Below are 24,678 nucleotides of genomic sequence, written 5' to 3' on the forward strand. Positions count from 1 at the left end.
CGGCCTCACATTCTGAAGACGGGCGTGTGGCGCCCTTTCTCGGGAACCAAAGAGACAATGGCCAGACACAGGCCCAGAATATCGCGGGTCTGCCCGGGCTCGATCAGCCCGTCATCCCAGAGCCGCGAAGTGGCGTAATACGGATCGGACTGTTCGCCATATTGGGCACGCACCTGCGCCTCGATCTGCGCAAGATCAGTCTCCATCCTTTCAGGCTCGCCGCCTTTCTGGCGACGCAGTTCCAGCATCACGTTGCTCGCGATGTCCGCGGACATGGTGGCCAACTCTGCCGTTGGCCAGGCAAAGAGGAAATTCGGAGCAAATCCGCGGCCGCACATGCCGTAATTGCCCGCGCCATAGGATCCGCCAAGCAGGACCGACAGGCGCGGCACCTTGGCGACGGACATGGCATAGACCAGCTTGGCGCTGTTCTTGGCGATGCCGCCGCGCTCCGCCTCGGTCCCTACCATGAAACCCGCGATGTTGTGCAGGAACAGTAGCGGGATATTGCGCTGATCGCACATCGAGACGAACTGCGCGCCCTTCAGCGAACTGTCCGACATCAGCGCGCCGTTGTTGGCCAGGATACCGACCCGATAGCCGTGGATCCGCGCGGTGCCGCAAACCAGCGTCTCGCCCCAGCCGGGCTTGAATTCGCGGAACTCGCCCGCGTCGATCATGCGCAGCAGAACTTCGCGCATGTCATAGGGCTGCTTGCGGTCGGCGCTGATGATGCCGAGCAATTCTGACGGGTCATGCGCGGGCGGCGCGGGGGCTGCGTCGGGCTGCATCGGGCGCGATGGACCAAGTTCTGCCACGATGTCGCGCATCAACGCCAGCGCATGGTATTCGTCCTCGGCCAGATGGTCGGACACGCCCGAGACGCGCGTGTGCATTTCGGCCCCGCCCAGGGTTTCGCCATCGGCCACTTCGTTGATCGCCACCTTAACGATCGAGGGGCCGCCCAGATGGATGCGCGCGTTGCCGCGCACCATGATGACCTCGTCCGACAGCGCGGGAATATAGGCCCCGCCTGCCGTGCAGCCGCCGAACACGGCCGAGATCTGCGGCAAGCCGCTGGCCGACATGTTGGTCTGGCGATAGAAGGAATTGCCGAAATGGCGGGCATCGGGAAAGACCCGGTCCTGCTCGGGCAGATAGGCCCCGCCGCAATCCACCAGATAAAGGCAAGGCAGCCGGTTTTCCGCCGCGATTTCCTGGGCGCGGATGTGCTTTTGCACCGTCTCGTGGTAAAAAGAGCCGCCCTTGACCGTCGCATCATTGGCGATGATCATGCAGGGTAGGCCATGAACGATGCCGATGCCGGTCACGATCCCCGCACCGGGCACCTCGCCGCCGTATTGCCCGTAGGCCGCGAGCGACGACAGTTCCAGAAACGCCGTGCCCGGATCCGCCAGCAAGTCGATCCTCTCGCGGACCAGCAGCTTGCCGCGCTTGCGGTGGCGCTCGACCATATCGGGGCGCCCGCCCGAGGTGGCCTCGGCAATCCGCGCGCGCAGCGTCTCGACCCGCGCGCTTTGCGCCTGGTGATTGCGTGCGTAGATCTCTGATGCGGTCAGCACTGCTGTTTCAAGGCGCGCCATGTGTCAGGTCTCCTGTCTTTCAAGTATTCCGTTGAGGAACACATCGGCATAGGTGCGTGACAGCGCCTCTGCGCTGCCGCGGTGCGGATCGAACCATTCCAGCGTGGCGTTCAGCGCACCGATCAACATCAGGCGCAGGCGGCGGATGTCCACGTCGCTTTTCAGCGCGCCGTCTGCCTGAAGCCGGGACAACAGGTTGTCCCATTCGGCCTCATAGGCCCGGCGCGTGTGCAGATTGGCATCGCGGACGGATTGCGGCACCTGCCCGAAAATGCGCACATTGGCCGAGGAATAATCGCTGACGTCCAGAAGCGCGCGCAGATGCGCCCCGATCGCTGCCCGCAGGATCGCCTCGGCGCCGGCGCCCTCGGGCAAGGCGGAAACGGCTTGGCGCATGCTCTCGTGAACGACCTGAATGCCTGCATCCAGAACGCCCGCGACGATCTCGTCCTTGGAGCCGAAATGGTAATATATGCTGCCCGCCTTGATCCCTGCGGCCTCGGCGATTTTTCTGAGTGACACGGACCCATAGCCCTGTTCGCGGAAGAGCCGCGCCGCAATATCCAGCACGCCATCACGCCCGACCGCCCTCCGGGGGATCTCGTTGAGCTTGCGCGCTGTGGTATTCGCCATGGGGTCTCTTTACGGTACACTGCCTAACTAACACCTGTTAGGTGATTGGTGCCGATGAGTCAATCGTCCCGAACGTATTGGATTGGAATTTGTGGCAAATCCCGTCCGGGTAATCGTCATACGGCCGCCGGAAATGCCGGTCGCCAGCCAAGGCCCGAATACGTGGTTTGGCTGGCGTGGGTCAGATCGTGAAGCCGCCGCCGCAAATGATGTGCTGACCCGAAATGAAGTTCGATTCGGGCGTACAGAACAAATAGACCGCACCGGCGGCCTCTTCCGGAGTGCCGACCCGACCCAGCGGAATCATGCGCTCCATCTGGGACAAGAGATCGGGGTTCACACCAACCTTGATCTCTTTGTCTTCCACCTTGATTGTGCTGTCGCCTTTGGCGCTGCCCTCGGTCAGCCGCGTGCGGATCGGGCCAAAGGCCACCGCGTTGACATTGACCTTGTAACGGCCCCATTCCTTGGCCATCGTCCGGGTGACACCCAAGATACCGGCCTTTGCGGCGGCATAGTTGATCTGGCCGGCATTACCGCCGGTCCCCGCGATGGATGAGATATTCACCACCTTGCGGAACACCTCCTGCCCTGCGGCAGCCTCTTCCTTGGCCTTGGCGCTGATCACCGGCTGGGCGGCGCGCAGAATCCTGAAGGGCGCGGTCAGGTGAACGTCGATGATCGCCTGCCACTGTTCGTCGGTCATCTTCTGAACGACGCTGTCCCAAGTATAGCCGGCATTGTTCACGATGATGTCCAGCCCGCCAAAGCTGTCCACGCCCGTCTTGATGAAACGTTCGGCGAAACCGTCTTCTGTCACGCTGCCGGCGCAGACCACGGCCTCGCCGCCAACCGCACGAATGGCCTCGGCGGTCTCATTGGCCGGGTCGGCATCCAGATCGTTGACCACCACGCGCGCCCCTTCAGAGGCCAGCTTGAGCGCGATCTCGCGACCGATACCCCGGCCCGAACCGGAAACCAGCGCAACGCGCCCGTCAAGTTTTCCAGTCATGTTTTCTCCTCCCGATTGGTGCTGTCACGCTTTTTCATAGAGCGTGGTCACACAAGCCCCGCCAAGACCCAGATTATGCTGGAGCGCCAGCCGCGCGCCTTCCACCTGCCGGGCATCTGCCTGCCCGCGCAACTGCTGAACCAGTTCGGTGCATTGCGCCAGGCCGGTCGCCCCCAGCGGATGCCCCTTGGACAACAGCCCGCCCGACGGATTGGTCACGAATTTGCCGCCATAGGTGTTGTCGCCGTCATCGACGAATTTTGCCGCATCACCGCGGCGGCAAAGCCCAAGCGCCTCGTAGGTGATCAGCTCGTTATGGGCGAAACAGTCATGCAGTTCGACCACGTCCACATCCTGAGGGCCGATGCCCGCCGCCTCATAGACCTGATCGGCGGCGCGTTTGGCCATCGAATAGCCGACGACCTCGCGCATGTCATGCGCGCCGAAGGTTTCTGGGCCGTCCGTCGTCATGGCCTGAGCGGCAATGCGCACCGAGCTGTCCAGACCGTGCTTGTCGGCGAAGGCCTTGGAGCACACGATTGCCGCAGCCGCGCCACAGGTCGGTGGGCAAGCCATCAGCTTTGTCATGACGCCGGGCCAGACGACCTGTGCCGCCATCACTTCTTCCGGCGTCACCTCCTGCCGGAACAGCGCCACCGGGTTCCTGGACGCATGCCGACTGGCTTTGGCGCGGATTTTCGCGAAGGTTTCCAGCGTAGTGCCGAACTCTTCCATATGCGCTTTGCCCGCGCCGCCGAAATAGCGCAGCGCCAGCGGAATCTCCGTGTTGCCCACCAGCACGTCGGTCTCGGCGTCGAAGGACGTGAAGGGGCTGACCCGATCGTGGAACATCGCGCCGATTGCGCCAGGCTGCATCTGCTCGAAGCCAAGCGCCAAAGCACATTCCACTGCACCGCTTTCAACTGCCTGACGGGCCAGGAACAGGGCCGACGAACCGGTCGAGCAGTTGTTGTTCACATTCAAAACCGGTATCCCGGTCATGCCGACGTGATACAAGGCCCGCTGGCCGCTGGTGCTGTCTCCATAGACATATCCCACATAGGCCTGCTGAACCTTGTCATAATCCAGCCCCGCATCGGCAAGCGCGGCACGGGTGGCCGCAGCAGCCATAACATCATAGCTTTCGGATTTTCCCGGCTTCTGAAATGGGACCATCCCGACGCCGACGACATAGGCTTTGTCTTTCATTTCTCTCTCTCCCATGCTTGGCCCGGCCATCGTGAACGGTAAGCCATGTCAATTTCTAACACATGTTTGATTTTAGCGCTCAGCCTTGATAACTGTCAACATAGCTAAACCGTGATGTAGGGAGCTTGCGTCACTTGCCAACACATGACTGATTTTCCTGACCGCGCGTTCCGCAAGCCAGCACCATTCAGGCGTTCGGGTCCCGGCATGACTGTCGATAAACGTCTGACGTCTGGTTCCGGTAACCAGTGGTACCCAACCCACCAAAAGGAGAGATAATGGCGTATTGTTACGAATTCAAAGGGTTCGTGCCCGTTGTGCCCGAGGATACATATGTCCATCCTCAGGCGGTTCTGATCGGAAATGTCATCCTGGGTCATGGATGCTATATCGGACCCGGAGCAAGCCTGCGGGGCGACTTCGGCAGGATCGTGATTGGCGACGGGGCCAATGTGCAGGACAATTGTATCATCCATTCCTTTCCCGGTCGCGACGCGATCGTTGAATCCGACGGTCATATCGGCCACGGCGCGATCCTGCACGGTTGCACAGTGGGTCGGAACGCCCTGGTCGGGATGAATGCCGTCATCATGGATGGCGTAGAGCTTGGTGCGGAATCAATCGTCGGCGCGCAGGCGTTCGTGCGGGGCGAAACGATGGTTCCACCGCGCTCGATGGTGGTCGGATCGCCGGCAAGGGTAATCCGCGACGTCACCGAGAAGGAAGTCGCTTGGAAAACACGCGGAACTGCCGAGTATCAGCAACTCGCGCGCGACTGTCTGGCCGGATTGAAGCCCGTCGAGCCGCTGAAGGCGGTAGAGACCGACAGGCCGCATATGGCCGCCTCCGACGTCGTATCCATTCAGGAGGCGCGGCAGAAGCCATCCTGACCTGTCCGGCAAACCGGACAGGTCAGGGTTCCCGCGTGCCTCAAAAGCCCCCGTTGGCATCGCCTTGACGCGGGACGGCAACTCCGTAATCCAGTGTGCCGCCCTGCCCTTCAAGCCGTCACAGCCGGAATATCCCGTAATGCGGATCGTCGATCGGCGCGTTCAGCGCAGCCGAGATCGACATGCCGAGCGCGTTGCGCGTGTCCGCCGGGTCGAGAATGCCGTCATCCCACAATTCCGAGGTCGAGGTATAGGCCTCGACATCGCGCCGGAACTTCTCCAGCACCGGGTCACGGATCGCGGCGATTTCCACTTCGGTCAGTTGCTTGCCTTCGCGTTCAAGCTGCCGGATCTTGACGTCGGCCATGGTGTTGGCGGCCTGATCCGCCCCCATTACGCCGATTTCCGCCTGCGGCCACATGAACAGCGTGCGCGCATCCCAGGCCCGCCCGCACATGCCGTAATTGCCGGCCCCGTAGGACGCATTGGCAATCACGGTGAACTTGGGCACGACCGAGCCGCCCTGCGCCATCAGCATCTTGGCGCCGTCCTTGGCGATGCCGCGTTCCTCGTATTCGCGGCCGACCATGTAGCCGGTGATGTTCTGAAAAAAGACCAGTGGCGTACGGTTCTGGTTGCATAGCTGCATGAAATGCGCGGCCTTCAGCGAGCTGTCGTTGAACAGCACCCCGTTATTGGCGAGGATCCCCACTTTGAAACCCCAGATATGGGCAAAACCACAGACCATCGTGGTGCCATAATCGGGCTGATATTCGTGAAAGCGCGAACCGTCCACGATTCGGGCAAGAACCTCGCGCATGTCGAACTGGGTCTTCCGGTCCTTGGGGATGATCCCGTAAAGTTCCTTGGTATCGTAATAGGGGTCTTCGAAGGCCGCCGTTTCGATGATGGTTTTTGGCATGCGCTTCCACTGGCTGACAATCTCGCGTGCCAGTGCAAAGGCGTGCAGTTCTGTGGCGGCGCGATAATCGCCCGTCCCCGAGACAGAGGTGTGCATCACCGCGCCGCCAAGTTCCTGCACGCCGACCTCTTCGCCGGTGGCCGCCTTGACCAGTGGCGGACCGCCCAGAAAGATCGCCCCGGTGCCCTCGATGATGATGTTGTAATCGCTCAGCGTCGGCACATAGGCGCCGCCCGCGGTGCAATGCCCGCCAACGATGGCAATCTGCGGGATACTGGCCTGGCTCAGCTTGACCTGGTTGCGAAACACCCGCCCGCCCAGATAGCGGTCGGGAAACACGCCGTGTTGCAGCGGTAGGAAGCCCCCGGCGCTATCGCAGATATGGACGACCGGCAAATGGTTCTCAAGCGCGACATCCAGAAGCCGCACGATCTTTTTGACGGTATGCGGATACCAGGCACCACCCTTGACGCTCGCATCGTTGGCGTGGATGGCCACCTCGCGGCCCTGCACGATGCCGATGCCCGTCACCACGGCGGCACCGGGCACGGCGCCATCATATTCGCGGCAGGCGGCCAGCGTCGAGAATTCAAGAAACGGCGTGCCCGGATCGAGCAGCAGCTTCAACCGCTCGCGCACGCCCAGTTTGTTCTGGCGTGCCAAGCGGTCGATGTCCCGTTGGGGCCGCTCGAAACGCGCCGCGTGCTGGCGAGCGTGAAACTCCTTCAGCCGTTCGGACATGGCGGCAAAATTGGCCTTGTAGTCGGCGGCATTGGTGTCGATGTGGCTTTCGATCCGGCGCATTGTCACTCCTCCTGCGGGGTCAGCTGGGCAAGGACGGCCTTTAGGCCGAAACTGTCACCCGCGGTAAAAGGCATTTCGGCAACCACACCGTCGCGCGGCGCGGTCAGGGTGGTTTCAAGCTTCATGCTTTCGATGACCAGAAGCGGCTGGCCTTCTGTAACGGCGTCTCCGGGCTTGACCGCCACCGAAACAACGACTCCCGGCATCGGCGCCAACAGTCGATCACCCCCTGCGGTGCCCTCCCTGCCGGCAAGCCGGTCGTCGGGATTGACCCTCCCAACCTCGAAAGTGCTCCCGTTCAAATGTATGAAGGTAGATTCCGGCCCGACCGCCAGCCGCAACTCATGCGCCCGCCCCCCGGTCCGCAGCACATAAGCGCCCGGCGCGCCAGTCGGGACCAGTTGGCAGGGAACCGCGCCATCTGGCATGTTCAGGACAAAGCGGCTGCCATCATGGGTCAGCCAGCATTCGGCCTCATGGCCGGCGATCATGAATATTCTGCGCATCAGTTTCTCCACCCGCCCATCTTGCGGTGCATTTCGGGTATCTGCATCACGTCAGTCACCAGCCGTTGATCAGACAGGGCCGCCGCCGCCATAAGCAGGGTGGAAACATCCTCGCCCGGTGCGGTCAGCACATCCGCCTGTTCGGCTAAAAACCCGGTTGAAACGTCACCCGAGGCAAAATCTGGATGTGCAAGGATCGCATCCAGGTATCCGGTGTTGGTCGTCACCCCGAGAATCACATAGTTTTGCACCGCGTTCCGGGCACGGGCGATGGCCTGTGCGCGATCCGGGCCATGCACGATCAGCTTTGACAACATCGGGTCGAAATCGGTCGTGACCTTGCCGCTGTCCCGAATGCCACTGTCCACACGGATACCCTCACCGTGGGGTTCGTCCAGCAGCAGGATATCCCCGATCGCGGGGCGGAAATCGGCCGTCGCGTCCTCGGCACAGATGCGCAGCTCAATCGAATGGCCGGTCTGCGGAATATCGGCCTGCGCCGCGCTCAGCCCCTCGCCCGCCGCGATACGCAACTGCTCGGCGACCAGATCGAAACCCGTGACCATCTCGGTCACCGGATGTTCGACCTGAAGGCGGGTGTTCATTTCGAGAAAGTAGAAGGCCCCGTCCTGCGCATAGATGAACTCGACGGTTCCGGCACCCCGATAGTTGACGGCGCGCGCAATTCCGGCGGCGGTTTCGCAGATCTCGTCCCGTTGTTCGGGCGAAAGCGCGGGCGAGGGCGTTTCCTCGATGATCTTCTGGAACCGGCGCTGGATCGAGCATTCGCGCTCCCAGAAATGGACCACGTTGCCCTGCCCGTCGCCCATCACCTGCACCTCGATATGGCGCGGACGTTCGATATAGCGTTCGACGAAGAGACGACCGTCGCCGAAATACCGCTGGCCTTCGCGGTGGGCGGTTTCGATCTCGGTTTCCAACGTGCTGTCCTCGCGCACGATGCGCATGCCCTTGCCGCCGCCCCCCGCCGAGGGCTTGATCAGCAGCGGATAGCCCAGGGTGCGGGCGCGTTCGACGAATGTCGCCGGGTCGTCATCCTCGATCGCCGAGGGGGCGACGGGAAAGCCGCGCTTTTCAACAAAGGCGCGCGCGCGGACCTTGTCGCCCATCAGGTCGATGACCTCGGAGGTCGGGCCGACAAATGTCACACCGGCCTCTTCCAGCGCCGCGACGAAACCGGCATTCTCCGACAGAAAGCCGTAGCCGGGATGCACCGCATCAGCGTCGATCTTTTTTGCGGTCGCAACGATCTGCGGAATATCGAGATAGGCCGCTACAGGCGTCGGGCCGTCGATCATCACAACCTCATCCGCGATCAGATGGGCCGGCCCCTCTTGTTCAGCGACGTGGCGCAACACAGCCGTCGCAAGGCCGCGGGCCTTGGCGGTGCGCACCACGCGCGCCGCGATTTCACCCCGATTGGCGACCAGGAGTTTTGAAATAGTCATGGTATTACTCTCTTGTTCGGGTCCGGGGCGTTCAGCCCGTCGCGCGCGACCAGGTCGGCCGGCACGGGAATTTCGATATCCAGCAGCATCTGGGCAAACCCCTTGCCTTGCGGATCGATGCGGACCGAGGCGATGCCGCCCCCGCCCAGCGATTCATGCAGCAGGAAATTCAGCGAATGGCTTCCCGGCAGGTCGAACCGCTCGACCTTGCCTTCGCAGACATGGGCGAAATAGTCCTTTACCACCGCCTCACTGAGAGCCGACCGGATATACGGCAGGTATTCCGGCTTGCGCGCCAGGATGCCGATATTGGCGATATCCCCCTTGTCGCCCGACCGTCCCCAGGCCAGATCGACGAGGCGCACCATGACCGCGTCGGGGCCGACGTCGCGGCTTTCCACTGGCGGCGCGGCGCGCGGATCGAGCCGCACCGCCCCGGCCGCGATGGTTACGGGCACATCCCTGCCGTCAACCTCGACTGCGACGGGGGTCGCGGCCTTGTCCTGCAGAAACGAGAACAGCCGCACCACCGGCTGCACCTTGGGCCGCCCGGCGAAGAACCCGGTCAGCCCCTGCGCCGTCGAGATGGCCATCGGTGCGATCTCGCCCGCGAAGATGTTGAGCGCGGCGCGGTCGTCATGCGTCACGCCGATCTTGATCACCACCTCGCGGGTCTGCGCCCGCGCGTTGGCGCCGTAAGCCGCCTCTGCCCCCAGCACTTCGACGCTGACCTGCCGGAAATCGCCCAGGTTGCGGTCGCGGAAAATCCGGCGGCAGCGGGTCAGGATCGCCTCGGCCACGCGCTTGCCCTTGGCGGGCGCGTCGATTGCCGCCAGAGTCAGGGTGGAGATCGCGCGCCAGCCATCGGCATGGGTCGCCGACACCTTGTAGCTGCCGGTACGCCCCAGCCCCTTGCCGCCCTTGACCAGCACCCGATCCGGCCCGACCTGGTCCAGCGTGACCTGCGACCAGTCGCAGATCACGTCGGGCAGCAGGTAAGCGCGCGGATCGCCGATTTCATAGAGCATCTGTTCACCGACCGAACCCGGCACAACCAGCCCGCCGGTATCCGGCGTCTTGGTCATGACAAAACTGCCGTCCGCGGAGACCTCGACGATGGGCATCCCCATGTTGTCCCAGCCCGAAACGTCCTGCCAGTCGGTGAAATTGCCGCCGGTCCCCTGGGGGCCGCACTCGATCAAATGGCCCGCCAGCGATCCCTGGCTGAGCTTGTCCCAATCATCGTCGCCCCAGCCGAATTCATGCATCAGCGGGCCGAGCGCCACCGCGCTGTCCGCACAGCGCCCGGTGATCACGATGTCGGCTCCGGCATCCAGCGCCGCCGCGATGGGGCGGGCGCCCAGATAGGCGTTCATGCTCCAGACATCGTCGGGAAACGCGACGCCCGAGAACATCTCCGTCTGACCACCGGCGCGAATGTCGTCGGCCCGCGCCGACAGATCATCGCCCAGCACCACACCGATGGAAAGATCGATTCCGGCCTCGGCGGCGGCCTTGGCCAGCGCATCGCGGCAGCCGCGCGGGTTCACACCCCCGGCATTGGCAACGACCTTGATCCCCTTGCGTTTGATCTCGACCAGCCAGGGTGCCAGCGCCTTGACGAAATCCGGCGCATAACCCGCATCGGGCGACTTGGCGCGGGCTCGCGCCATCAGCGACATCGTCACCTCGGCCAGATAGTCGAACACCAGGTAATCAATCTCGCCCTTTGAGACCAGTTGCCCGATCGCCTCGGGCGTATCGCCCCAGAATCCCGATGCGCATCCGATGCGCAGTTTTCGATCCGACATGTGCTTCTCCTCTCCGCTTGATCAGCGGCCTGTCCATTCAGGTTTGCGTTTCGCAATGAAGGCGGCAAAGCCCTCGCGCGCATCTTCTGTCTGCGCAACCCGTGGCAACAGGGTTTCGGCAAAGCGCATCTGCTGCGCATAGGTCATGTCTTCCATCGCGTGGCAGGCGTATTTTCCCAGCCGGATCGCGGTAGGCGACTGCGCGGCAATCTGCGCGACCAACTCCGCAACCTTGTCGTCCAGCCCGGCGGCATCTGTCACATGGTTGACCAGATCATAGCGCAAGGACTCCTCGGCGGTAAGAGGAACGCCGGTGATGAACATCTCCATCAATCTGCGCCGGGGCAACATGCGGATCATCGGCGGAATGATGGTCATCGGAAACAGACCCACCTTCACTTCAGGCGTTCCGATTCGGGCATGATCGACCATCACGGCCAGATCGCAGGCACAGATGATGCCCGCGCCCGCGCCCATGGCCACACCGTTGATGCGCGCGATGGTTGGTTTTCGGCAGGCTTGTATGGTTTCGAACAATTGCCCGGCGAAATGGTCCGGATAGGCCGGGTCCTGAACAAATGGGCCACCTTCGGCACCCGCCTTGATGTCGCCGCCAGCGCAGAAGGCACGCTCGCCCTCGCCGGTCAGGACGATCACCCGGCACTCCGTGTCGGCCTCGGCCGCCAGAATTGCGGCAATCAGACCCTCTGCCACTTTGCGGTTAAGGGCATTTCGACTGTCAGGGCGGCAGATCGTGATGCGCACCTCATACCCCCGCGACTGCGAACGAACGACATTCTCCACCATTTCCAAGATATCCCCCGTTTTCTGGCCGAACTTGCCTGCAACGTCAGGTCGCGAAAAGCTTGCCTTGATCTAATTTCTAACATGTGTTTGATTTTGGTCAACGCTGCAGATGACATTTTGTTCGGGAGGAAAATGCATGACCAGTCAGAATGAACTTGCCATGACTGATCTGGCGGCCATCAGGGCGAACTATTCGCTGAACGATGAGCAGCGCCAGATCGTCGATCATGTGGATCGGGTGTCGCGCGAGGTGCTTCACCCGCTACAGGCACGCATGGACCAAGAGGATTGGTGGCCTGACGATCTTTTCAAGCAGATGGGCGAACTTGGTCTTCTGGGGATCACGGCCCCGGAGGCTTTGGGCGGATCGGGCCAGAACGAGTTTACCCAGGCGTTGGTGTCTGAGGTGATTTCGAAGTGGAACCCCGCCGTCGGCCTGTCGCATGGCGCACATGACAACCTGTGCCTGAACAACCTGCTGCGCAACGGCTCCGAAGCGCAGGTGAAAAAATATGTGCCGGGGTTGTGTTCGGGCGATCTGGTCGGCGGGCTGGGGCTGACCGAGCCCGGCGCGGGATCCGATGCGCTTGGCTCCATGGCCACCACCGCCCGGCGCGACGGCGACGACTATGTCATCAACGGCTCGAAGATCTACATCACCAACGGTCCCATTGCCGATGTGATCCTGCTCTATGCCAAGACCGACAAATCCAAAGGCGCCAAGGGCATTTCGGCCTTCATCATCGAAACCGACAATCCCGGGTTCAAGGTGGCGCAGAAACTGGACAAGATGGGTTTTCGCGGCTCACCTACGGGCGAGCTGGTTTTCGAGGATTGCCGCGTTCCGGCATCAGCCATGTTGGGGGTCGAAAACTCTGGCGTTGCAGTGGTGATGAGCGGGCTTGATCTGGAACGCGCGATGGTCGCTTCGGTCTGCGTCGGTATGGCCGAACGTGCGCTTGAACTGGGTCTGGAATACGCGAAGATGCGCGAACAATTCGGCAAGCCGATCGCCAGCTTCCAGATGATGCAGTCGAAACTGGCCGAGATCTACACCGAGGTCGAAACCGCTCGCGCCTTCAGTTATCGCGCGCTCGCGGCCTGTGTCGGCTTGCCGAAAGGTGCTGGGGGGCGCGGCGAGATCCACAAGCTGACGGCGGCCGCCTGCCTTTACGCAGCAGAGGCCTTTAACAAGGCCGTCACCGAAGCCTGCCACATCCACGGCGGCTCGGGCTACATGCAGGACACCGAGATCAACCGGCTGTTCCGCGCCAACAAGTTGCTGGAGATCGGCGCGGGCACCAGCGAAGTGCGCAAGATCATCATCGCCGAAGAACTTTTGCGTGCCTGAGGGGGGACGAGACCATGAACAAGCAACTGCGCAACGACATCAATCTTCCGACACATTTCATGACGGACGAACAGCAGGCCCTGGCCGACCAGGCTGGCAAGTTCTTCATGTCCGAGTTCCACCACCTGAACGCGGAAATGGACGACACCGACGACCTGCCGCCTTCGGTCTTTCCCAAGCTGGGCGAGATGGGCTATCTCGGCCTCAACGTGCCGCCGGAATTCGGCGGCGCGGGGCTCGACTTCACCTCGGCCTGCATCATCACCGAACAGCTGTCGCGCGCCTCGGCGGCCATCGGGTTGACCCATGTCGCGCATGACAACCTGTGCGTCAACAACATCTACCGAAACGCCAATGACGATCTGCGCCGCAAGTATCTGCCCGGCCTGTGCAACGGCACGCTGGTGGGCGCGCTTGGCCTGACCGAACCGGGCGCCGGGTCGGATGCGCTCGGCTCGATGCGGACCACGGCGAAGAAGGATGGCGATGACTATATCCTGAACGGCACCAAGATATATATCACCAACGGGCCGATTGCCGACTTGGTGCTGGTCTATGCCAAGACCTCGCCCGAAAAGGGCGCCAAGGGCATTTCCGCCTTCATCGTCGAAACCGACACGCCCGGCTTCAAGGTGGCGCAGAAGCTCAACAAGATGGGTTTTCGCGGCTCGCCCACTGGCGAGCTGGTGTTCGAGGATTGCCGGGTGCCCGCGAAGAACTTGGTCGGCAAGCTGGACGGCGGCGTTGCGGTGACAATGTCGGGGCTGGATCTGGAGCGCGCCATCGTCTGCTTCAATGCCCTGGGGATTGCGCAGCGGGCGCTGGATATTTCCATCGATTACGCCAAGACGCGCCAGCAGTTCGGTAAACCGATCGCCAGTTTCCAGATGGTGCAGGCGATGCTGGCCGACATGTATACCCAGATCGAGGCGGCGCGCAGCCTATCGCTGAAGACGGCCGCCATGTGCGAGGGGCTGGAAGAGGGCGAAGGCGGGCGCGGCGAAATTCACAAGCTGACCGCTGCGGCGATCTTCAAGACCGCCGCGGCGACATCCTTCGTGCTGGACAAGGCGGTGCAGATCCACGGGGGCTCGGGCTACATGCGTGATACCGAAGTGAACCGCCTCTACCGCACCGGACGTGTGCTGGAGGTCGGCGCAGGCACCCAGGAGGTGCGCAAGCTGATCATCGCCGGCGAACTGCTTAAAAACTGAGGGGGCAGAACATGAGCGAAGAAAAAGCACGGCGTTACGCGCCGGATCTCATGGCGGGCCAGGTGGCTCTGGTCACCGGATCCGGCTCAGGGATGGGCCGGGCAACGGCGCTGGAAATGGCCTCCTGCGGCGCTAGGCTGGCCCTGTTCGCGCGCCGCGAAGGGCCGCTGGAGGAGACCGCCGAGATGATCCGCGCGGCGGGTGGCGAGGCCTTTGTCGTGCCAGGCGACACCCGTGACGCGGACAGTATCGAAATAGCGATGGGGCGCATCAAGGACCATTACGGGCGGCTTGATGTTCTGGTGAACAACGCGGGCGGCCAGTATATCGCTGCCGCGCGCGACATCACCAACAAGGGCTTCGAGGCTGTGATCCGCAACAACTTGATCGGATCGTGGCAGATGACACGCGCCGTGGCCGATCATTTCATGTATGAGAACGGCGGCTCCATCGTCTTCGTGACTGCGATTTCAGCGCGCACCGCGCTCACCGGGTTCACCCATACCGTCGCCGCGCGAGCCGGCGTGACGGGCATGATGAAGACTTTGGCCGCCGAATGGGGCGAATACGGGATCCGTCTGAACTGCGTCGCGCCGGGAACGATCAAGACAGAGGCGCTTGGCCGCTATCCCATTCCGCCGGAGCGCTGGAAACAGCTCAACCGCTCGGTCCTGAACCGGATGGGCGCGGCGGAGGACATCGCCGGGACGATCATTTTCCTCGCATCCAAATTGGGGGGTTTCATGACCGGCGAAGACATCTATGTAGACGGCGGGGAAACCCTGCACATGGGTCACGATGCACGTGACATGATCAACCCCGACATGTTCGAGAAACGCGAACGAGGAGACGGAAAAAATGAGTAACCCCCCCGTCCTTCTGGAAATTTCCGACAGGATCGCCACGGTCACGCTGAACGATCCGGAACGTCGTAATCCGATCACCGGAAACGACATGATCGCCGCGCTTCTGGACGCGTTTGCAAAAGTGCAGGCCGACCCGCAGGTCAGCGTCATGATCCTGACCGGTGCCGGTCCGGCCTTCTGCGCCGGCGGCGACATCAAGGAGATGAACGATCCCGACAGCATCTTTCGCAAGGAACCGCTTGCGGCGGCGCAGAGCTATGTCGATGGGGTGCAGCGGCTGCCTCTGGCGCTCTACAATCTCGACGTTCCGACCATCGCCGCGGTCAACGGCGCGGCGGTCGGCGCGGGATGCGACCTGACGATGATGTGCGACATGCGCGTCGCCTCGGACAAGGCGCGGTTCGGCGAAGTCTTTTTGAACCTCGGAATCATTCCGGGCGATGCGGGCAGCTGGTTCATGCTGCGCCGTCTGGGCCATCAGAAAGCTGCCGATCTGACCTTCTCGGGCCGCATGATCGATGCCGCCGAGGCACTGGAAATGGGAATGGTGCTGGAGGTCGTGCCGCATGAGAAATTGATGGACCGCACCCGCGAACGCGCCACCGTCATCGCATCGAAGCCGCCGCGCGCGGTGCGGATCGCAAAGCGTCTGATGCGCAATGCTGAACGGATGGATCTACCAGATTTCCTGAATTCCGCGGCGGCCTATCAAGCGCTCATGCATCAGACTGAAGACCACCACGAGGCGGTCGCTGCCTTTATCGAAAACCGAAAACCGAATTTCACGGGTCGCTAAAGGAAGATCATATGTCCGATATCACCAAGAAGAAGATGGAGCAGATCGCGCAGATGTGGAATGCGCGCGGCAAGGGTCTGATAAAGCATATGGCACTCCAGATCGAAGAGGTCTCGACCGAAGGCGTTCGGGTTCGGATGCCGTTCAATCCGGAATTTTGCGTCGATGCGGATCAAACGCTGCTTCATGGTGGTATCCTGACGGCTCTGCTGGACAGTGTGTTCGGTCTTGCAAACTTTGTGGCAATCGAGGGCGTCAGCACCATGGCCACTCTTGACCTCAGGGTTGATTACCTGCGGCCCGCTCGATCGCGCGCGGACGTCATTGTTCGCGCGCATTGTTTTCGGGAGACCCGCCATATCGCCTTCAATTCCGGCAGCGTCTGGTTCGAGGGCCATGAGGCTGCTGAAATAGCCCGTGGAACCGCCTCGTTTGCATTGACGCGCGGCAACACCAGCCTGTTTGACGCGATGACAAAAGGAAAAGCCTCGTGATGGATGTGCTATCAGCCAATGCCAACGTATCCCGGGTGCCGTTCTTCCGATTTCTCAATTTTGAGATCCGAAGCTTGGACAGTCTCCATGCCGAGGCGGAAATGACCTTTGATGAACGCCTTATCGGTAACCCGGTCATGGAGTACTACCATGGCGGGATCATCGCGAGCTTCATGGAAGCGACTGCCGCTATCGCAGTTCATCCCGATTTCGCGGACGTCCCGGCCAAGCCGATCAATCTGACCGTCGATTACCTTCGCCCTGGTGTGAAGGGTCCGCTTTATGCCCGCGCTAAATTGACCCGCAAGGGCAAGCGGATGGCGAGCGTCAGCGTGATCACATGGCAGACGGACCGGGAAAAGGCGGTTGCGGAAGGGCTGTACCACTTCCTTCTGGTTTGATCGCAATGGCCGCGCTCATCAGGCTCGCGCTTGTTCCGCGCGCGCGACATTCTCCCTGTCGCGGATCCCTTCAAGTAACAGCTTGATGAGCATGCCAGAGAACTCAGACAATGAAAGATACCCCGGGTTTCCCCCCTTGTTGGGATCAAACCATTCCACCGTCCAGTTCAAGGCGCCCAACATCACCTGGCGCAGAGGGACAATCTTGATGTCAGATCTAATGGCGTCGTCTTCCTGCGCTTCGCGGAGGATCCTGTCCCAGAGTTTTCCGTACTCATGACGAATTCCCCCGTGACGCTCCCTGAAATGCATGGGAAGCATCCCATAGCTTCTGATGTTTGCAGACGTGAATACGCTTGCCTTGAAGAGAAAATGCAAGTGCGTCCAGATTGCAGTTGCGATCCTGGCATGGTGGTCATATGGCGCATGAAATTCTTGGACTGCTGCGGTGACCCCAGATAGCAAATCGCTCAAGCCGGCGTTCAGAACCTCGTCCACGATTGCGTCTTTGGATTTGAAATGGTAGTAGACGCTGCCCGCCTTCATATCCGCTTCATCCGCGATCTGTCTTAGCGTGGTCGCCTTGTACCCTTTGTCTCTAAGAACCCGCGCCGCAGCCCCCAGGATTTCGGCGCGGGTTTTTGCGGCCTTGCCGATGGTGTCTTGCTCTTCAACAGAAGCGGCTACGTCGCCCGTCTTCTGGCCGTCTGTGTTAGCTCGGTGACTGGGACACATGCCGTCAAGTATCAGTTTGCTCATACGTTCCGACAGGATATGCACCGGATACCGATCCACATTATACCATTCGACGGTCCAGTTCATGGCGCCCAATATGAACTGCCGGATCGCCGTAACGGAAATGTCGTTTCTGAGCCGGCCAGAGTCTTTGGCGTCCTTCAGAAAGCTGCTCCAGACCCCGGCATAGGAGGCCCGCAAATCTCGATGCGGGGCGCGCGCTTCATCCGACAGCATCGGATAGTTCCGGATATTGGCGGAAGTGAAGTCGCTGTCGGTCAGGAGATAGGTCAGGTGGGTTTCGATAAGCAAAGCGAAGGTCTTGCGAAAATCCTCGGGGCGTTGTTTCGCCGCGTGGACGATTTCGCATACCTTCTCGTAAAGCTGCCGCACACCAAGTTCGAGAACCTCGCTCAAAATCTGGTCCTTGGACTGGAAATAATAGTAGATGCTTCCGGCTTCTATGCCGGATTCATGGGCGATGTCGCGCATTGTCGTCGCGTAATAGCCATCGTGCCGAAAAAGTCGGGCAGACGCAGCGAGGATGTCCCCGCGCGTCCTTTCGGACTTGCTCAGCTCATCTTCTGTTTTATTGACCACATCAAGCCGTTGTATCATCCGCTTTCGATAATTGTCGTCCACACGGATGTCCATTGCAAAAAATCTAACAGGCGTTAGAATACACGAAAGAACGCCTCGAATCAAGTTCTTTGCCAAGGTGTTAGCAGAAGAGGAGGAGATCCATATGCGCGGGTTGAATGGAAAACGTGTCATCGTGACTGGTGGCGGCAGCGGAATCGGGCGCGCGGTGTGCGAACGGTTCGGCGAAGAAGGCGCCGAGGTTGCGATCTTCGACATGAATGAAGGCGGCGCGCAGGAAACGGCCCGTCTGATCCAGAGCGCCGGAGGAAAGGCCCAGGGCTTCAAGGTGGACATCACCGATCGCGCCCAGGTGGACAAGGCCGTGGTCGCGTTCGAGGCCGGTGGCCCGATCAACGTGCTGGTGAACAACGCCGGCTGGGACGAAAGTAGGCTGTTCGTCGACACCGATGCCGAACTTTGGAAGAAGGTCATCGACATCAACCTCTATGGCCCGCTGAACATGCACCACGCTGTGCTGCCGGGCATGATAAAGAACGGCGGCGGCCGTGTGGTCAATATAGCGTCCGACGCGGGTCGTGTCGGGTCATCGGGCGAGGCCGTCTATTCGGCCTGCAAGGGCGGCATCATTTCCTTTACAAAGACCGTAGCTCGAGAACTAGCGCGCAAGGGGATTCAGTTGAACGCAGTCGCGCCCGGCCCTACGGACACACCATTGTTCGCTGAATTCGCGCAAGGTGAGGCAGGCGAAAAGATTACCGAGGGTCTCAAGCGGGCGATCCCGATGAAGCGCCTGGGGCAACCTTCGGACTATCCCGGCATCATCTGTTTTCTTTCTTCCGACGACGCCGGTTTCATCACCGGCCAGGTGATCTCGGTTTCCGGTGGCTTGTCCATGCACGGCTGACCGTGGGCGGCAATGCCTGTGACAAGGTATTGCCGCCACGCTGTTTCCAGGGTTACCTCCCCGACTGGCCGTGCCTGATGTGCGGCCCTTTTCGTTGTAGAAAGGTGGCGGATGTTTCAGCCAGACTCTGACATTCAGCGGTCAAGCACGCTGACCGCTTTTCTGAATGACTGCGGCATTGGCAGTTACGAGGATCTCGCCCGTCGCGCCAATGAGGAGCCGGACTGGTTCTGGGGCCGGATCATCAACCATGCCGGTATACGGTTCAGCAAGCCGCACACGGTGCTGCGGGATATTTCCGATGGGCCTGAATCGATCAGATGGGCCATCGGAGCCACTTTAAATCTGACGGAAACCTGTCTCGACGCACGAATTCACGAAGGTCTTGGCGAAAAAACTGCGATTGACTGGGTCGGCGAAGACGGAAGCCGCCGCCGCTGGAGCTATTGCGAACTTGCCGCCGAAGCCGCCCGCGTTGCCTCGGCCCTTGACGCGCGCGGGGTGCAGCCGGGTCAGGCGGTGGGTATCTACATGCCGATGATCCCCGAAATCGAGGCCGCTCTGCTGGGTATTGCCCGGTTGGGCGCGGTCGCGGTGCCGCTGTTTTCCGGCTTTGCGCCGCATGCGATCATTTCGCGCCTGAAGGATGCGGGTGCCGTGGCGGTGCTGACGGCGGATGCCACACCCAGACGGGGCAAGCCGGTCTGGATGGAGGCGATGCTGGCCGAAGCCCTGACCGAGGTGCCTTCCGTTCATACCGTGTTCAGCCTGCGGCGGTTCGGCGGCGCGGTGGCCGATCCGGCCCGCGATCTCGACTGGACCGAAACCGTGGGTGCCGCCGACCCGGATTTCGCAGCGGTTGCCGTCAAGGCCAAGGACCCCTTTCTCATCGCCTATACCTCGGGCACGACAGGCCGGCCCAAGGGCGTTGTGCATACCCATCTCGGGGTGCAGGCCAAGGCAACGGCGGATATCCTGCTGTGCCTCGACATAAAACGCGATGACCGCCACCTGTGGATGACCGACATGGGCTGGGTGATGGGGCCGCTTACCCTGCTGTCGGTGCTGCTGTCAGGCGCCACGCTGGTGCTGGCCGAGGGCGCGCCCTCTATGCCGGGCGATCCCTTCAGGCTTTTGCGCATTGCGTCCGAGATGCAGGTGACCCACATCGGCGTTGCCCCCACGCTGGTGCGGCAATTCATGACGCAAAGCCCCGAGCCACTTTCGGCCTATGACCTGGCACCCCTGCGCATCGTCGCCTCGACCGGCGAGCCCTGGACGGAAGATGCCTGGCTCTGGCAACTCGACCATATCTGCCGACGCCGCGCTGTGCCGCTGAACATTTCCGGCGGAACCGAACTGTTCGGCGCGATCCTGACCTCAACTGTGCTGCACGACATCAAGCCGGGCGGCTTTTCGGCCCAGGCCCTGGGTGTGGGCGCGCGCGTTCTGCGCGGGGATGGCCTTGAGGCCGCGCCGGGCGAGGTGGGCGAACTGGTCGTGACCCAGCCGCCTCTGGGGCTGACCCCGGCGATCTGGGGCGACCGCGAGCGGTATCTCGAAACCTACTGGTCCACCTATCCCGGCATCTGGCGGCACGGCGACTGGGTGCGCCGCGACCCTGACGGCACCTGGTATATCCTCGGCCGCTCGGACGACACGCTGAACATCGCCGGCAAACGCATCGGCCCGCCCGAGATCGAGGCGGCGCTGACCGGGACCGGCGAGGTGGTGGACGCCGCCGCCATCGCCGCGCCCGACGATATCAAGGGGGTGGCCGTGGTCTGTATCTGCGTCGCGGCACCAGGGGTGTCGCCCAATGCGACGCTTGTCGAACGGCTCAAGGACCGGGTGGGCGAGGCCGTGTCGAAACCCTTCCGCCCGCGCGAGATCCATTTCGTCGAGGCATTGCCCAAGACCCGCACCATGAAGACGATGCGCCGGATCGTGCGCGCGGCCTTCCTGGGCGAGGATCCGGGCGATCTGTCGTCGATCAGCAACCCCGAAACGATCCAGCCCATTGCAGACCTGCGAAAGGATAAGACATGATCACCGTTTTCGGAGCAACCGGCAACACCGGCTCCCCTCTTGTCGACACGCTTCTGGCCAAGGGGGCGACCGTGCGCGCTGTCACCAGCAACCCCGCAAGGCTGGACGCGCTGAAGGCCAAGGGATGCGAGGCCGTCACCGCCAATTTCACCGACCCCGCCGCGCTGGCGCGGGCCTGTGACGGGACAGAAAAGATATACCTGGTCACGCCCGCCCATCTGGACATGCGCCAGTGGAAGGCGAACGTGATCGAGGCCGCCAAGGCCGCGGGCGTGCGCCATGTCGTTCTGGCCACCGGGCTGGGTGCGTCGCCCAAGGCGGGGCTGACCTTTGGAAAATGGCACTCCGAAACCCAGGAGCTGCTGAAGGAAAGCGGGCTTGACTGGACCTTCGTCCAGCCGACCTATTTCATGCAGAACCTGCTCTGGCAGGCCAGCAACATTGCCAAGAACGGGGTGTACTACGATGATCTGGGCGGCCCCGTAGCCTGGATCGACGCCCGCGACATCGCGGATGTCGCCGCCGAGACACTGACCGCCCCGGGATTTGAGGGCAAGGGGCTTGGGCTGACCGGCCCCGAAGCGCTGACCGGCGTGGATATCGCGGCCCTTTTGTCCGAAGTGACAGGGCGAAATGTCACCTGTGCCCCCCTGTCGGCCGAGGATGCGAGAGCGGCCATGGTGGCCGGCGGGATGCAGGATGAGGTCGCCGGAGCCATGGTCGAACTGGCCTCGATCGCGCCCAAGGGCTACCTTGCCGGCATCGAAACAACGGTCAGCGATGTGTTGGGCCGCCCGGCCCGTCGATTTACCGATTTCGTCGCTGAGAACCGGGATGCGTTCGTCCAGTGACCTGGCGGCGGCGCCGCTTTATCTTGAAATGGCGCCGCCCCTGAACGCAGCTTCCCAGATCAACCATCTTTTTGTGTTCCGCGATATGGGTGTACTGAGCGGACGTGGAAGCGGGCGGTTCGCGTCCGACCTCTTTACCCTTTCGATAACGTGCGACGACAGCGGCGGGGCGCGCGGATCGCTGGCACCACCGCGCCCGGGTTTCACGCCCCGCCGAATGCCATTCCATGGTGTCATGGCCGGGCTACGGCTGTCGTCAAGACCGGAGCGTTTGCCCGAGGCCGAGGAACTGAAACCGTTGGCTTCAGCTCTGGCGCGCGTTCAGCAGAGCGACGAGGCGCTGCCTTTGCTGGTCACTATGCTCGACGAACTTGCAAAGAGTCTGCGTTTTGCCGCGTCACCCGGGCTGTGCAGCGCCCGGACGGAACGACGTAAGGTCCGAGAGGAAACCGGCGTGTCACGGCGGCGACTCGTTGCCTCACGGCGCTTTCGGAGGTTGCTTGGACAACTCGCGACGCAGACCGTGCCCCTGACAGATCTGGCGCTGGATGCCGGATATTACGATCAACCTCATATGTCCGCCGCCTGCCGTGCCTTTGCAGGAAAACCACCCCGCGCACTTCGCTTACAGGCGGCACAGTGCGGTTTTGGCCGTTCCCTACAAGATGCGCGCCTCAAGGATCGGCTAATCTTGGTCATCAATGAATGAAATTCAGGAGGGCAGCACGCCATGACGCCATTCGAACCGAAAAATCCTGCCTATGACGCACGCGTGCGCGACAGTTTCAATCGACAGAATGTGATGCACACGCTGGGGATCAGGATTGCCGATCTTACCCCCGGACATATCGTCCTGGAGATGGCCCACAGTGCTGATTTCACCCAACAGCATGGGTTTCTTCATGCCGGGATCGTATCGACCGCGCTGGACAGTGCGTGCGGCTATGCAGCCTTCTCGCTGATGCCCGCCGAAGCTGCGGTGTTGACGGTGGAATTCAAGATCAACCTGCTCAACCCGGCGGATGGCGAACGGTTTCGCTTCGTTGCCGATGTGGTGAAACCGGGAAGGAACCTGACCATCTGCGAGGCACGCGCCTATGCCACCAAGGGCGGACAGGAAAAGCTGGTCGCGACGATGACCGGAACGCTGATGGCGCTGGTGGGGCGGACGGGCGTGGCGGGGTGACGACCGGGGCCGGGCACTGGGCGAGGGTCAGACCTTCAACCGGGCTTCGAGGACATGCCGCTGGACCTTTCCGCTTGTCGATCTGGGGAAATCGTCGAATGCGATGAAATGCAGCTCGCGCGGGCGTTTGTAGCCTGCCAGACTTTCGCGGCACAAATTCATCAGCGCATCCGCATCCGGCCGGTCATTGCCGCAGGCGACAAAGGCCACCGGGGCTTCGCCCCATTTCGCGTCGAACGCCCGCACCACCGCCGCTTCGACAACAGACGGATGCGCCAGAAGCACGCGCTCGATTTCCGCCGGATAGACGTTCTCGCCGCCGGTCTTGATCAGGTATTTCACCCTGTCCACAAAGTCGATCGTGCCATCGGGATTGCGCCGGAACAGATCGCCCATGTGAAAGAACCCGTTGCGAAAGTCTCGGGCATTGGTGGCGTCGGCGTTCCAGTAGCCAGAGAACAGCGTCGGGCCGCGCATCGCCATTTCACCGGGCGTTCCGTCGGGAACGTCGCGGTCTTCAGGGTCAACCAGCCGGACCTCGCAGAATGCGCTGATCCGTTTGGACAGTTTTTCGGGTATGACACCGGGCGCGATCAGACCTGCGGTGCCAGGCGGCAAGCCGGTTTCGGTCGCCCCGAAGGAATTCAGGAAGGGCGTGTCCAGAAGGCTGGTCAACTCCGCGATCTGATGTGGAGGCACCAGATCGGCCATCGCGCCGCAGACCTTGATCCCTTTCACCGGCAGCGGGTTGGCGCGCCGCTCGGCGATGAAGGCATCCAACGCGCCCGGCATCATCACGAACCAGCCGATCCTGTGGCGTGACAGCGCCTCATTGATGACGGCAGGTTGCAACCCGTCCACCATCACCACCGTGCCGCCGCGCAAGATCGTCGCCAGCGCATGATCGGTGGACGCCATGTGAAACATGGGCGCCCAGGCGATGAAGCCGTCGCCGGGATCGAGCGCCAGTTGTGCCGCGAAGACCATGGATCTCGCGATATGGGCGCGGTGGCTGATCAGCGCCCCCTTGGGTCGGCCTGTCGTCCCCGATGTGTAAAGGATTGTCAGCCCGGCCTCGGGATCCTCCACCAGGGTTCCGGTGCGCGGATCTGGTTTGGCCCCAGCGATGGCCGCGTCCAGATCCGGCCCGATCTCCAAGCATCGGGTAGCGGAGACCGCATGATACGCGCCGCGCAGGCCGGGTTCGACCAGCGCCAGAACCGGCTCGACCAGGTCGATGCAATGCCGCAGTTCATCCGGCGCAAGCCGCCAGTTCAGGCAGGCGACGATTGCGCCGATCCCCGCAGCGGCCAGTTCGGTTTCAAGATATTCCGCCCGGTTGTGCGACAGGATCGCGATCCTGTCTCCAGGCATGACGCCTCTCGCCAGAAAGACGGCGGCCAGACGATCAACCCGCTCCAGCAACTCGGCGTAGGTCTGCCGTTTGCGACCGTCCTCGACGGCAAGAACCCTGGCACTGCCCTGCGCTCGGCTTCGAAAGATCGAATACAGATCGGCGCGTCCTGCGCGAAAAACCTCTGGCAGCATCGCATCCTCCCCT

Annotated in this window: 23 protein-coding genes; 12 read left to right on the forward strand and 11 right to left on the reverse strand. The window is 62.0% G+C overall.

What is annotated here, in order from left to right:
- Positions 1 to 5 precede the first annotated feature (5 nt).
- The 4 genes from BKY27_RS14835 to BKY27_RS14850 all read right to left on the reverse strand — a co-directional run bounded on the left by BKY27_RS14835 (position 6) and on the right by BKY27_RS14850 (position 4,458).
- The gene (locus BKY27_RS14835) at positions 6 to 1,604 is read right to left on the reverse strand and encodes an acyl-CoA carboxylase subunit beta (protein ID WP_071675272.1); all 1,599 of its coding nucleotides are present in this window, start codon (positions 1,602 to 1,604) and stop codon (positions 6 to 8) included.
- A gap of 3 nt (positions 1,605 to 1,607) precedes the next feature.
- Positions 1,608 to 2,237, reverse strand: coding sequence for a TetR/AcrR family transcriptional regulator (locus tag BKY27_RS14840; RefSeq protein WP_071675273.1), 630 nt, complete (start codon positions 2,235 to 2,237; stop codon positions 1,608 to 1,610).
- Between the two features lie 181 nt (positions 2,238 to 2,418).
- Positions 2,419 to 3,249, reverse strand: coding sequence for an SDR family NAD(P)-dependent oxidoreductase (locus BKY27_RS14845; protein ID WP_071675274.1), 831 nt, complete (start codon positions 3,247 to 3,249; stop codon positions 2,419 to 2,421).
- A 24-nt stretch (positions 3,250 to 3,273) separates the two neighbouring features.
- Entirely contained in the window at positions 3,274 to 4,458 is a 1,185-nt protein-coding gene (locus BKY27_RS14850) for a lipid-transfer protein (RefSeq protein WP_071675275.1), read from the reverse strand.
- 278 nt (positions 4,459 to 4,736) lie between these two features.
- On the opposite strand from BKY27_RS14850, the gene BKY27_RS14855 reads away from it, so the two are divergent.
- On the forward strand, positions 4,737 to 5,348 hold the full coding sequence (locus tag BKY27_RS14855; RefSeq protein ID WP_071675276.1) for an acyltransferase: 612 nt from the start codon (positions 4,737 to 4,739) through the stop codon (positions 5,346 to 5,348).
- Positions 5,349 to 5,466: 118 nt separating this feature from the next.
- Here BKY27_RS14855 and BKY27_RS14860 read toward each other — a convergent pair whose 3' ends face one another.
- From BKY27_RS14860 to BKY27_RS14880, 5 genes are read right to left on the reverse strand one after another with little or no spacing between them, the layout of a single operon-like run.
- Positions 5,467 to 7,074, reverse strand: coding sequence for an acyl-CoA carboxylase subunit beta (locus BKY27_RS14860; protein WP_071675277.1), 1,608 nt, complete (start codon positions 7,072 to 7,074; stop codon positions 5,467 to 5,469).
- 2 nt (positions 7,075 to 7,076) lie between these two features.
- Positions 7,077 to 7,580 (reverse strand): biotin/lipoyl-containing protein, encoded by a 504-nt coding sequence (locus tag BKY27_RS14865; RefSeq protein WP_199559111.1) that lies wholly within the window; start codon positions 7,578 to 7,580, stop codon positions 7,077 to 7,079.
- Entirely contained in the window at positions 7,580 to 9,049 is a 1,470-nt protein-coding gene (locus BKY27_RS14870) for an acetyl-CoA carboxylase biotin carboxylase subunit (RefSeq protein ID WP_071675279.1), read from the reverse strand. The genes BKY27_RS14865 and BKY27_RS14870 overlap by 1 nt, the downstream gene beginning before the upstream one ends.
- Positions 9,046 to 10,860 (reverse strand): acyclic terpene utilization AtuA family protein, encoded by a 1,815-nt coding sequence (locus tag BKY27_RS14875; protein WP_071675280.1) that lies wholly within the window; start codon positions 10,858 to 10,860, stop codon positions 9,046 to 9,048. The genes BKY27_RS14870 and BKY27_RS14875 overlap by 4 nt, the downstream gene beginning before the upstream one ends.
- Positions 10,861 to 10,881: 21 nt before the next feature.
- A complete protein-coding gene (locus tag BKY27_RS14880; protein WP_071675281.1) occupies positions 10,882 to 11,667 on the reverse strand; it encodes an enoyl-CoA hydratase-related protein in 786 nt (261 codons plus the stop codon).
- Between the two features lie 136 nt (positions 11,668 to 11,803).
- Between BKY27_RS14880 and BKY27_RS14885 the strand changes: the two genes are divergently transcribed.
- From BKY27_RS14885 to BKY27_RS14910, 6 genes are read left to right on the forward strand one after another with little or no spacing between them, the layout of a single operon-like run.
- The gene (locus BKY27_RS14885; protein WP_071675282.1) at positions 11,804 to 13,018 is read left to right on the forward strand and encodes an acyl-CoA dehydrogenase family protein; all 1,215 of its coding nucleotides are present in this window, start codon (positions 11,804 to 11,806) and stop codon (positions 13,016 to 13,018) included.
- Between the two features lie 14 nt (positions 13,019 to 13,032).
- Positions 13,033 to 14,232, forward strand: coding sequence for an acyl-CoA dehydrogenase family protein (locus tag BKY27_RS14890; RefSeq protein ID WP_071675283.1), 1,200 nt, complete (start codon positions 13,033 to 13,035; stop codon positions 14,230 to 14,232).
- Positions 14,233 to 14,243: 11 nt separating this feature from the next.
- Positions 14,244 to 15,098 carry an SDR family NAD(P)-dependent oxidoreductase gene (locus BKY27_RS14895; RefSeq protein WP_071675284.1) on the forward strand — a complete coding sequence of 285 codons (855 nt, stop codon included), beginning with the start codon at positions 14,244 to 14,246 and terminating at the stop codon, positions 15,096 to 15,098.
- Entirely contained in the window at positions 15,091 to 15,894 is an 804-nt protein-coding gene (locus BKY27_RS14900; RefSeq protein WP_071675285.1) for an enoyl-CoA hydratase-related protein, read from the forward strand. The genes BKY27_RS14895 and BKY27_RS14900 overlap by 8 nt, the downstream gene beginning before the upstream one ends.
- Before the next feature lie 11 nt (positions 15,895 to 15,905).
- Positions 15,906 to 16,388, forward strand: coding sequence for a PaaI family thioesterase (locus tag BKY27_RS14905; protein WP_071675286.1), 483 nt, complete (start codon positions 15,906 to 15,908; stop codon positions 16,386 to 16,388).
- Entirely contained in the window at positions 16,388 to 16,789 is a 402-nt protein-coding gene (locus BKY27_RS14910; RefSeq protein ID WP_071675287.1) for a PaaI family thioesterase, read from the forward strand. The genes BKY27_RS14905 and BKY27_RS14910 overlap by 1 nt, the downstream gene beginning before the upstream one ends.
- 18 nt (positions 16,790 to 16,807) lie before the next feature.
- Here the strand turns inward: BKY27_RS14910 and BKY27_RS14915 are convergent, their stop codons facing one another.
- A complete protein-coding gene (locus BKY27_RS14915) occupies positions 16,808 to 18,178 on the reverse strand; it encodes a TetR/AcrR family transcriptional regulator (RefSeq protein ID WP_233491852.1) in 1,371 nt (456 codons plus the stop codon).
- A gap of 91 nt (positions 18,179 to 18,269) precedes the next feature.
- On the opposite strand from BKY27_RS14915, the gene BKY27_RS14920 reads away from it, so the two are divergent.
- The 5 genes from BKY27_RS14920 (at position 18,270) to BKY27_RS14940 (ending at position 23,117) form a co-directional block, all read left to right on the forward strand.
- Positions 18,270 to 19,031 carry a glucose 1-dehydrogenase gene (locus BKY27_RS14920; RefSeq protein ID WP_071675289.1) on the forward strand — a complete coding sequence of 254 codons (762 nt, stop codon included), beginning with the start codon at positions 18,270 to 18,272 and terminating at the stop codon, positions 19,029 to 19,031.
- 111 nt (positions 19,032 to 19,142) lie between these two features.
- Positions 19,143 to 21,080, forward strand: coding sequence for an AMP-binding protein (locus BKY27_RS14925; protein ID WP_071675290.1), 1,938 nt, complete (start codon positions 19,143 to 19,145; stop codon positions 21,078 to 21,080).
- Positions 21,077 to 21,931, forward strand: a complete 855-nt coding sequence (locus tag BKY27_RS14930; protein ID WP_071675291.1) for an SDR family oxidoreductase — start codon at positions 21,077 to 21,079, stop codon at positions 21,929 to 21,931. The genes BKY27_RS14925 and BKY27_RS14930 overlap by 4 nt, the downstream gene beginning before the upstream one ends.
- Positions 21,915 to 22,640 carry a helix-turn-helix domain-containing protein gene (locus tag BKY27_RS14935; protein WP_071675292.1) on the forward strand — a complete coding sequence of 242 codons (726 nt, stop codon included), beginning with the start codon at positions 21,915 to 21,917 and terminating at the stop codon, positions 22,638 to 22,640. The genes BKY27_RS14930 and BKY27_RS14935 overlap by 17 nt, the downstream gene beginning before the upstream one ends.
- 21 nt (positions 22,641 to 22,661) lie before the next feature.
- Positions 22,662 to 23,117, forward strand: coding sequence for a PaaI family thioesterase (locus BKY27_RS14940; protein WP_071675293.1), 456 nt, complete (start codon positions 22,662 to 22,664; stop codon positions 23,115 to 23,117).
- Positions 23,118 to 23,144: 27 nt separating this feature from the next.
- On the opposite strand, the gene BKY27_RS14945 is transcribed toward BKY27_RS14940, so the two are convergent.
- Entirely contained in the window at positions 23,145 to 24,665 is a 1,521-nt protein-coding gene (locus BKY27_RS14945; protein WP_071675294.1) for a class I adenylate-forming enzyme family protein, read from the reverse strand.
- Between the last annotated feature and the right edge of the window lie 13 nt (positions 24,666 to 24,678).

It is taken from the genome of Nioella nitratireducens, assembly GCF_001879715.1.
Classification (GTDB): Bacteria; Pseudomonadota; Alphaproteobacteria; order Rhodobacterales; family Rhodobacteraceae; genus Nioella; species Nioella nitratireducens.

Excerpts from the sequence above, each read along its gene's own strand:
- BKY27_RS14875 (WP_071675280.1), bottom strand. The coding sequence starts at position 10,860 with ATGTCGGATCGAAAACTGCGCATCGGATGCGCATCGGGATTCTGGGGC.
- BKY27_RS14885 (WP_071675282.1), top strand. The coding sequence starts at position 11,804 with ATGACCAGTCAGAATGAACTTGCCATGACTGATCTGGCGGCCATCAGG.
- BKY27_RS14850 (WP_071675275.1), bottom strand. The coding sequence starts at position 4,458 with ATGAAAGACAAAGCCTATGTCGTCGGCGTCGGGATGGTCCCATTTCAG.
- BKY27_RS14880 (WP_071675281.1), bottom strand. The coding sequence starts at position 11,667 with ATGGTGGAGAATGTCGTTCGTTCGCAGTCGCGGGGGTATGAGGTGCGC.
- BKY27_RS14910 (WP_071675287.1), top strand. The coding sequence starts at position 16,388 with ATGGATGTGCTATCAGCCAATGCCAACGTATCCCGGGTGCCGTTCTTC.
- BKY27_RS14855 (WP_071675276.1), top strand. The coding sequence starts at position 4,737 with ATGGCGTATTGTTACGAATTCAAAGGGTTCGTGCCCGTTGTGCCCGAG.
- BKY27_RS14945 (WP_071675294.1), bottom strand. The coding sequence starts at position 24,665 with ATGCTGCCAGAGGTTTTTCGCGCAGGACGCGCCGATCTGTATTCGATC.
- BKY27_RS14835 (WP_071675272.1), bottom strand. The coding sequence starts at position 1,604 with ATGGCGCGCCTTGAAACAGCAGTGCTGACCGCATCAGAGATCTACGCA.
- BKY27_RS14925 (WP_071675290.1), top strand. The coding sequence starts at position 19,143 with ATGTTTCAGCCAGACTCTGACATTCAGCGGTCAAGCACGCTGACCGCT.
- BKY27_RS14940 (WP_071675293.1), top strand. The coding sequence starts at position 22,662 with ATGACGCCATTCGAACCGAAAAATCCTGCCTATGACGCACGCGTGCGC.
- BKY27_RS14930 (WP_071675291.1), top strand. The coding sequence starts at position 21,077 with ATGATCACCGTTTTCGGAGCAACCGGCAACACCGGCTCCCCTCTTGTC.
- BKY27_RS14865 (WP_199559111.1), bottom strand. The coding sequence starts at position 7,580 with ATGCGCAGAATATTCATGATCGCCGGCCATGAGGCCGAATGCTGGCTG.
- BKY27_RS14895 (WP_071675284.1), top strand. The coding sequence starts at position 14,244 with ATGAGCGAAGAAAAAGCACGGCGTTACGCGCCGGATCTCATGGCGGGC.
- BKY27_RS14900 (WP_071675285.1), top strand. The coding sequence starts at position 15,091 with ATGAGTAACCCCCCCGTCCTTCTGGAAATTTCCGACAGGATCGCCACG.
- BKY27_RS14845 (WP_071675274.1), bottom strand. The coding sequence starts at position 3,249 with ATGACTGGAAAACTTGACGGGCGCGTTGCGCTGGTTTCCGGTTCGGGC.
- BKY27_RS14870 (WP_071675279.1), bottom strand. The coding sequence starts at position 9,049 with ATGACTATTTCAAAACTCCTGGTCGCCAATCGGGGTGAAATCGCGGCG.
- BKY27_RS14840 (WP_071675273.1), bottom strand. The coding sequence starts at position 2,237 with ATGGCGAATACCACAGCGCGCAAGCTCAACGAGATCCCCCGGAGGGCG.
- BKY27_RS14935 (WP_071675292.1), top strand. The coding sequence starts at position 21,915 with ATGCGTTCGTCCAGTGACCTGGCGGCGGCGCCGCTTTATCTTGAAATG.
- BKY27_RS14915 (WP_233491852.1), bottom strand. The coding sequence starts at position 18,178 with ATGGACATCCGTGTGGACGACAATTATCGAAAGCGGATGATACAACGG.
- BKY27_RS14905 (WP_071675286.1), top strand. The coding sequence starts at position 15,906 with ATGTCCGATATCACCAAGAAGAAGATGGAGCAGATCGCGCAGATGTGG.
- BKY27_RS14920 (WP_071675289.1), top strand. The coding sequence starts at position 18,270 with ATGCGCGGGTTGAATGGAAAACGTGTCATCGTGACTGGTGGCGGCAGC.
- BKY27_RS14890 (WP_071675283.1), top strand. The coding sequence starts at position 13,033 with ATGAACAAGCAACTGCGCAACGACATCAATCTTCCGACACATTTCATG.
- BKY27_RS14860 (WP_071675277.1), bottom strand. The coding sequence starts at position 7,074 with ATGCGCCGGATCGAAAGCCACATCGACACCAATGCCGCCGACTACAAG.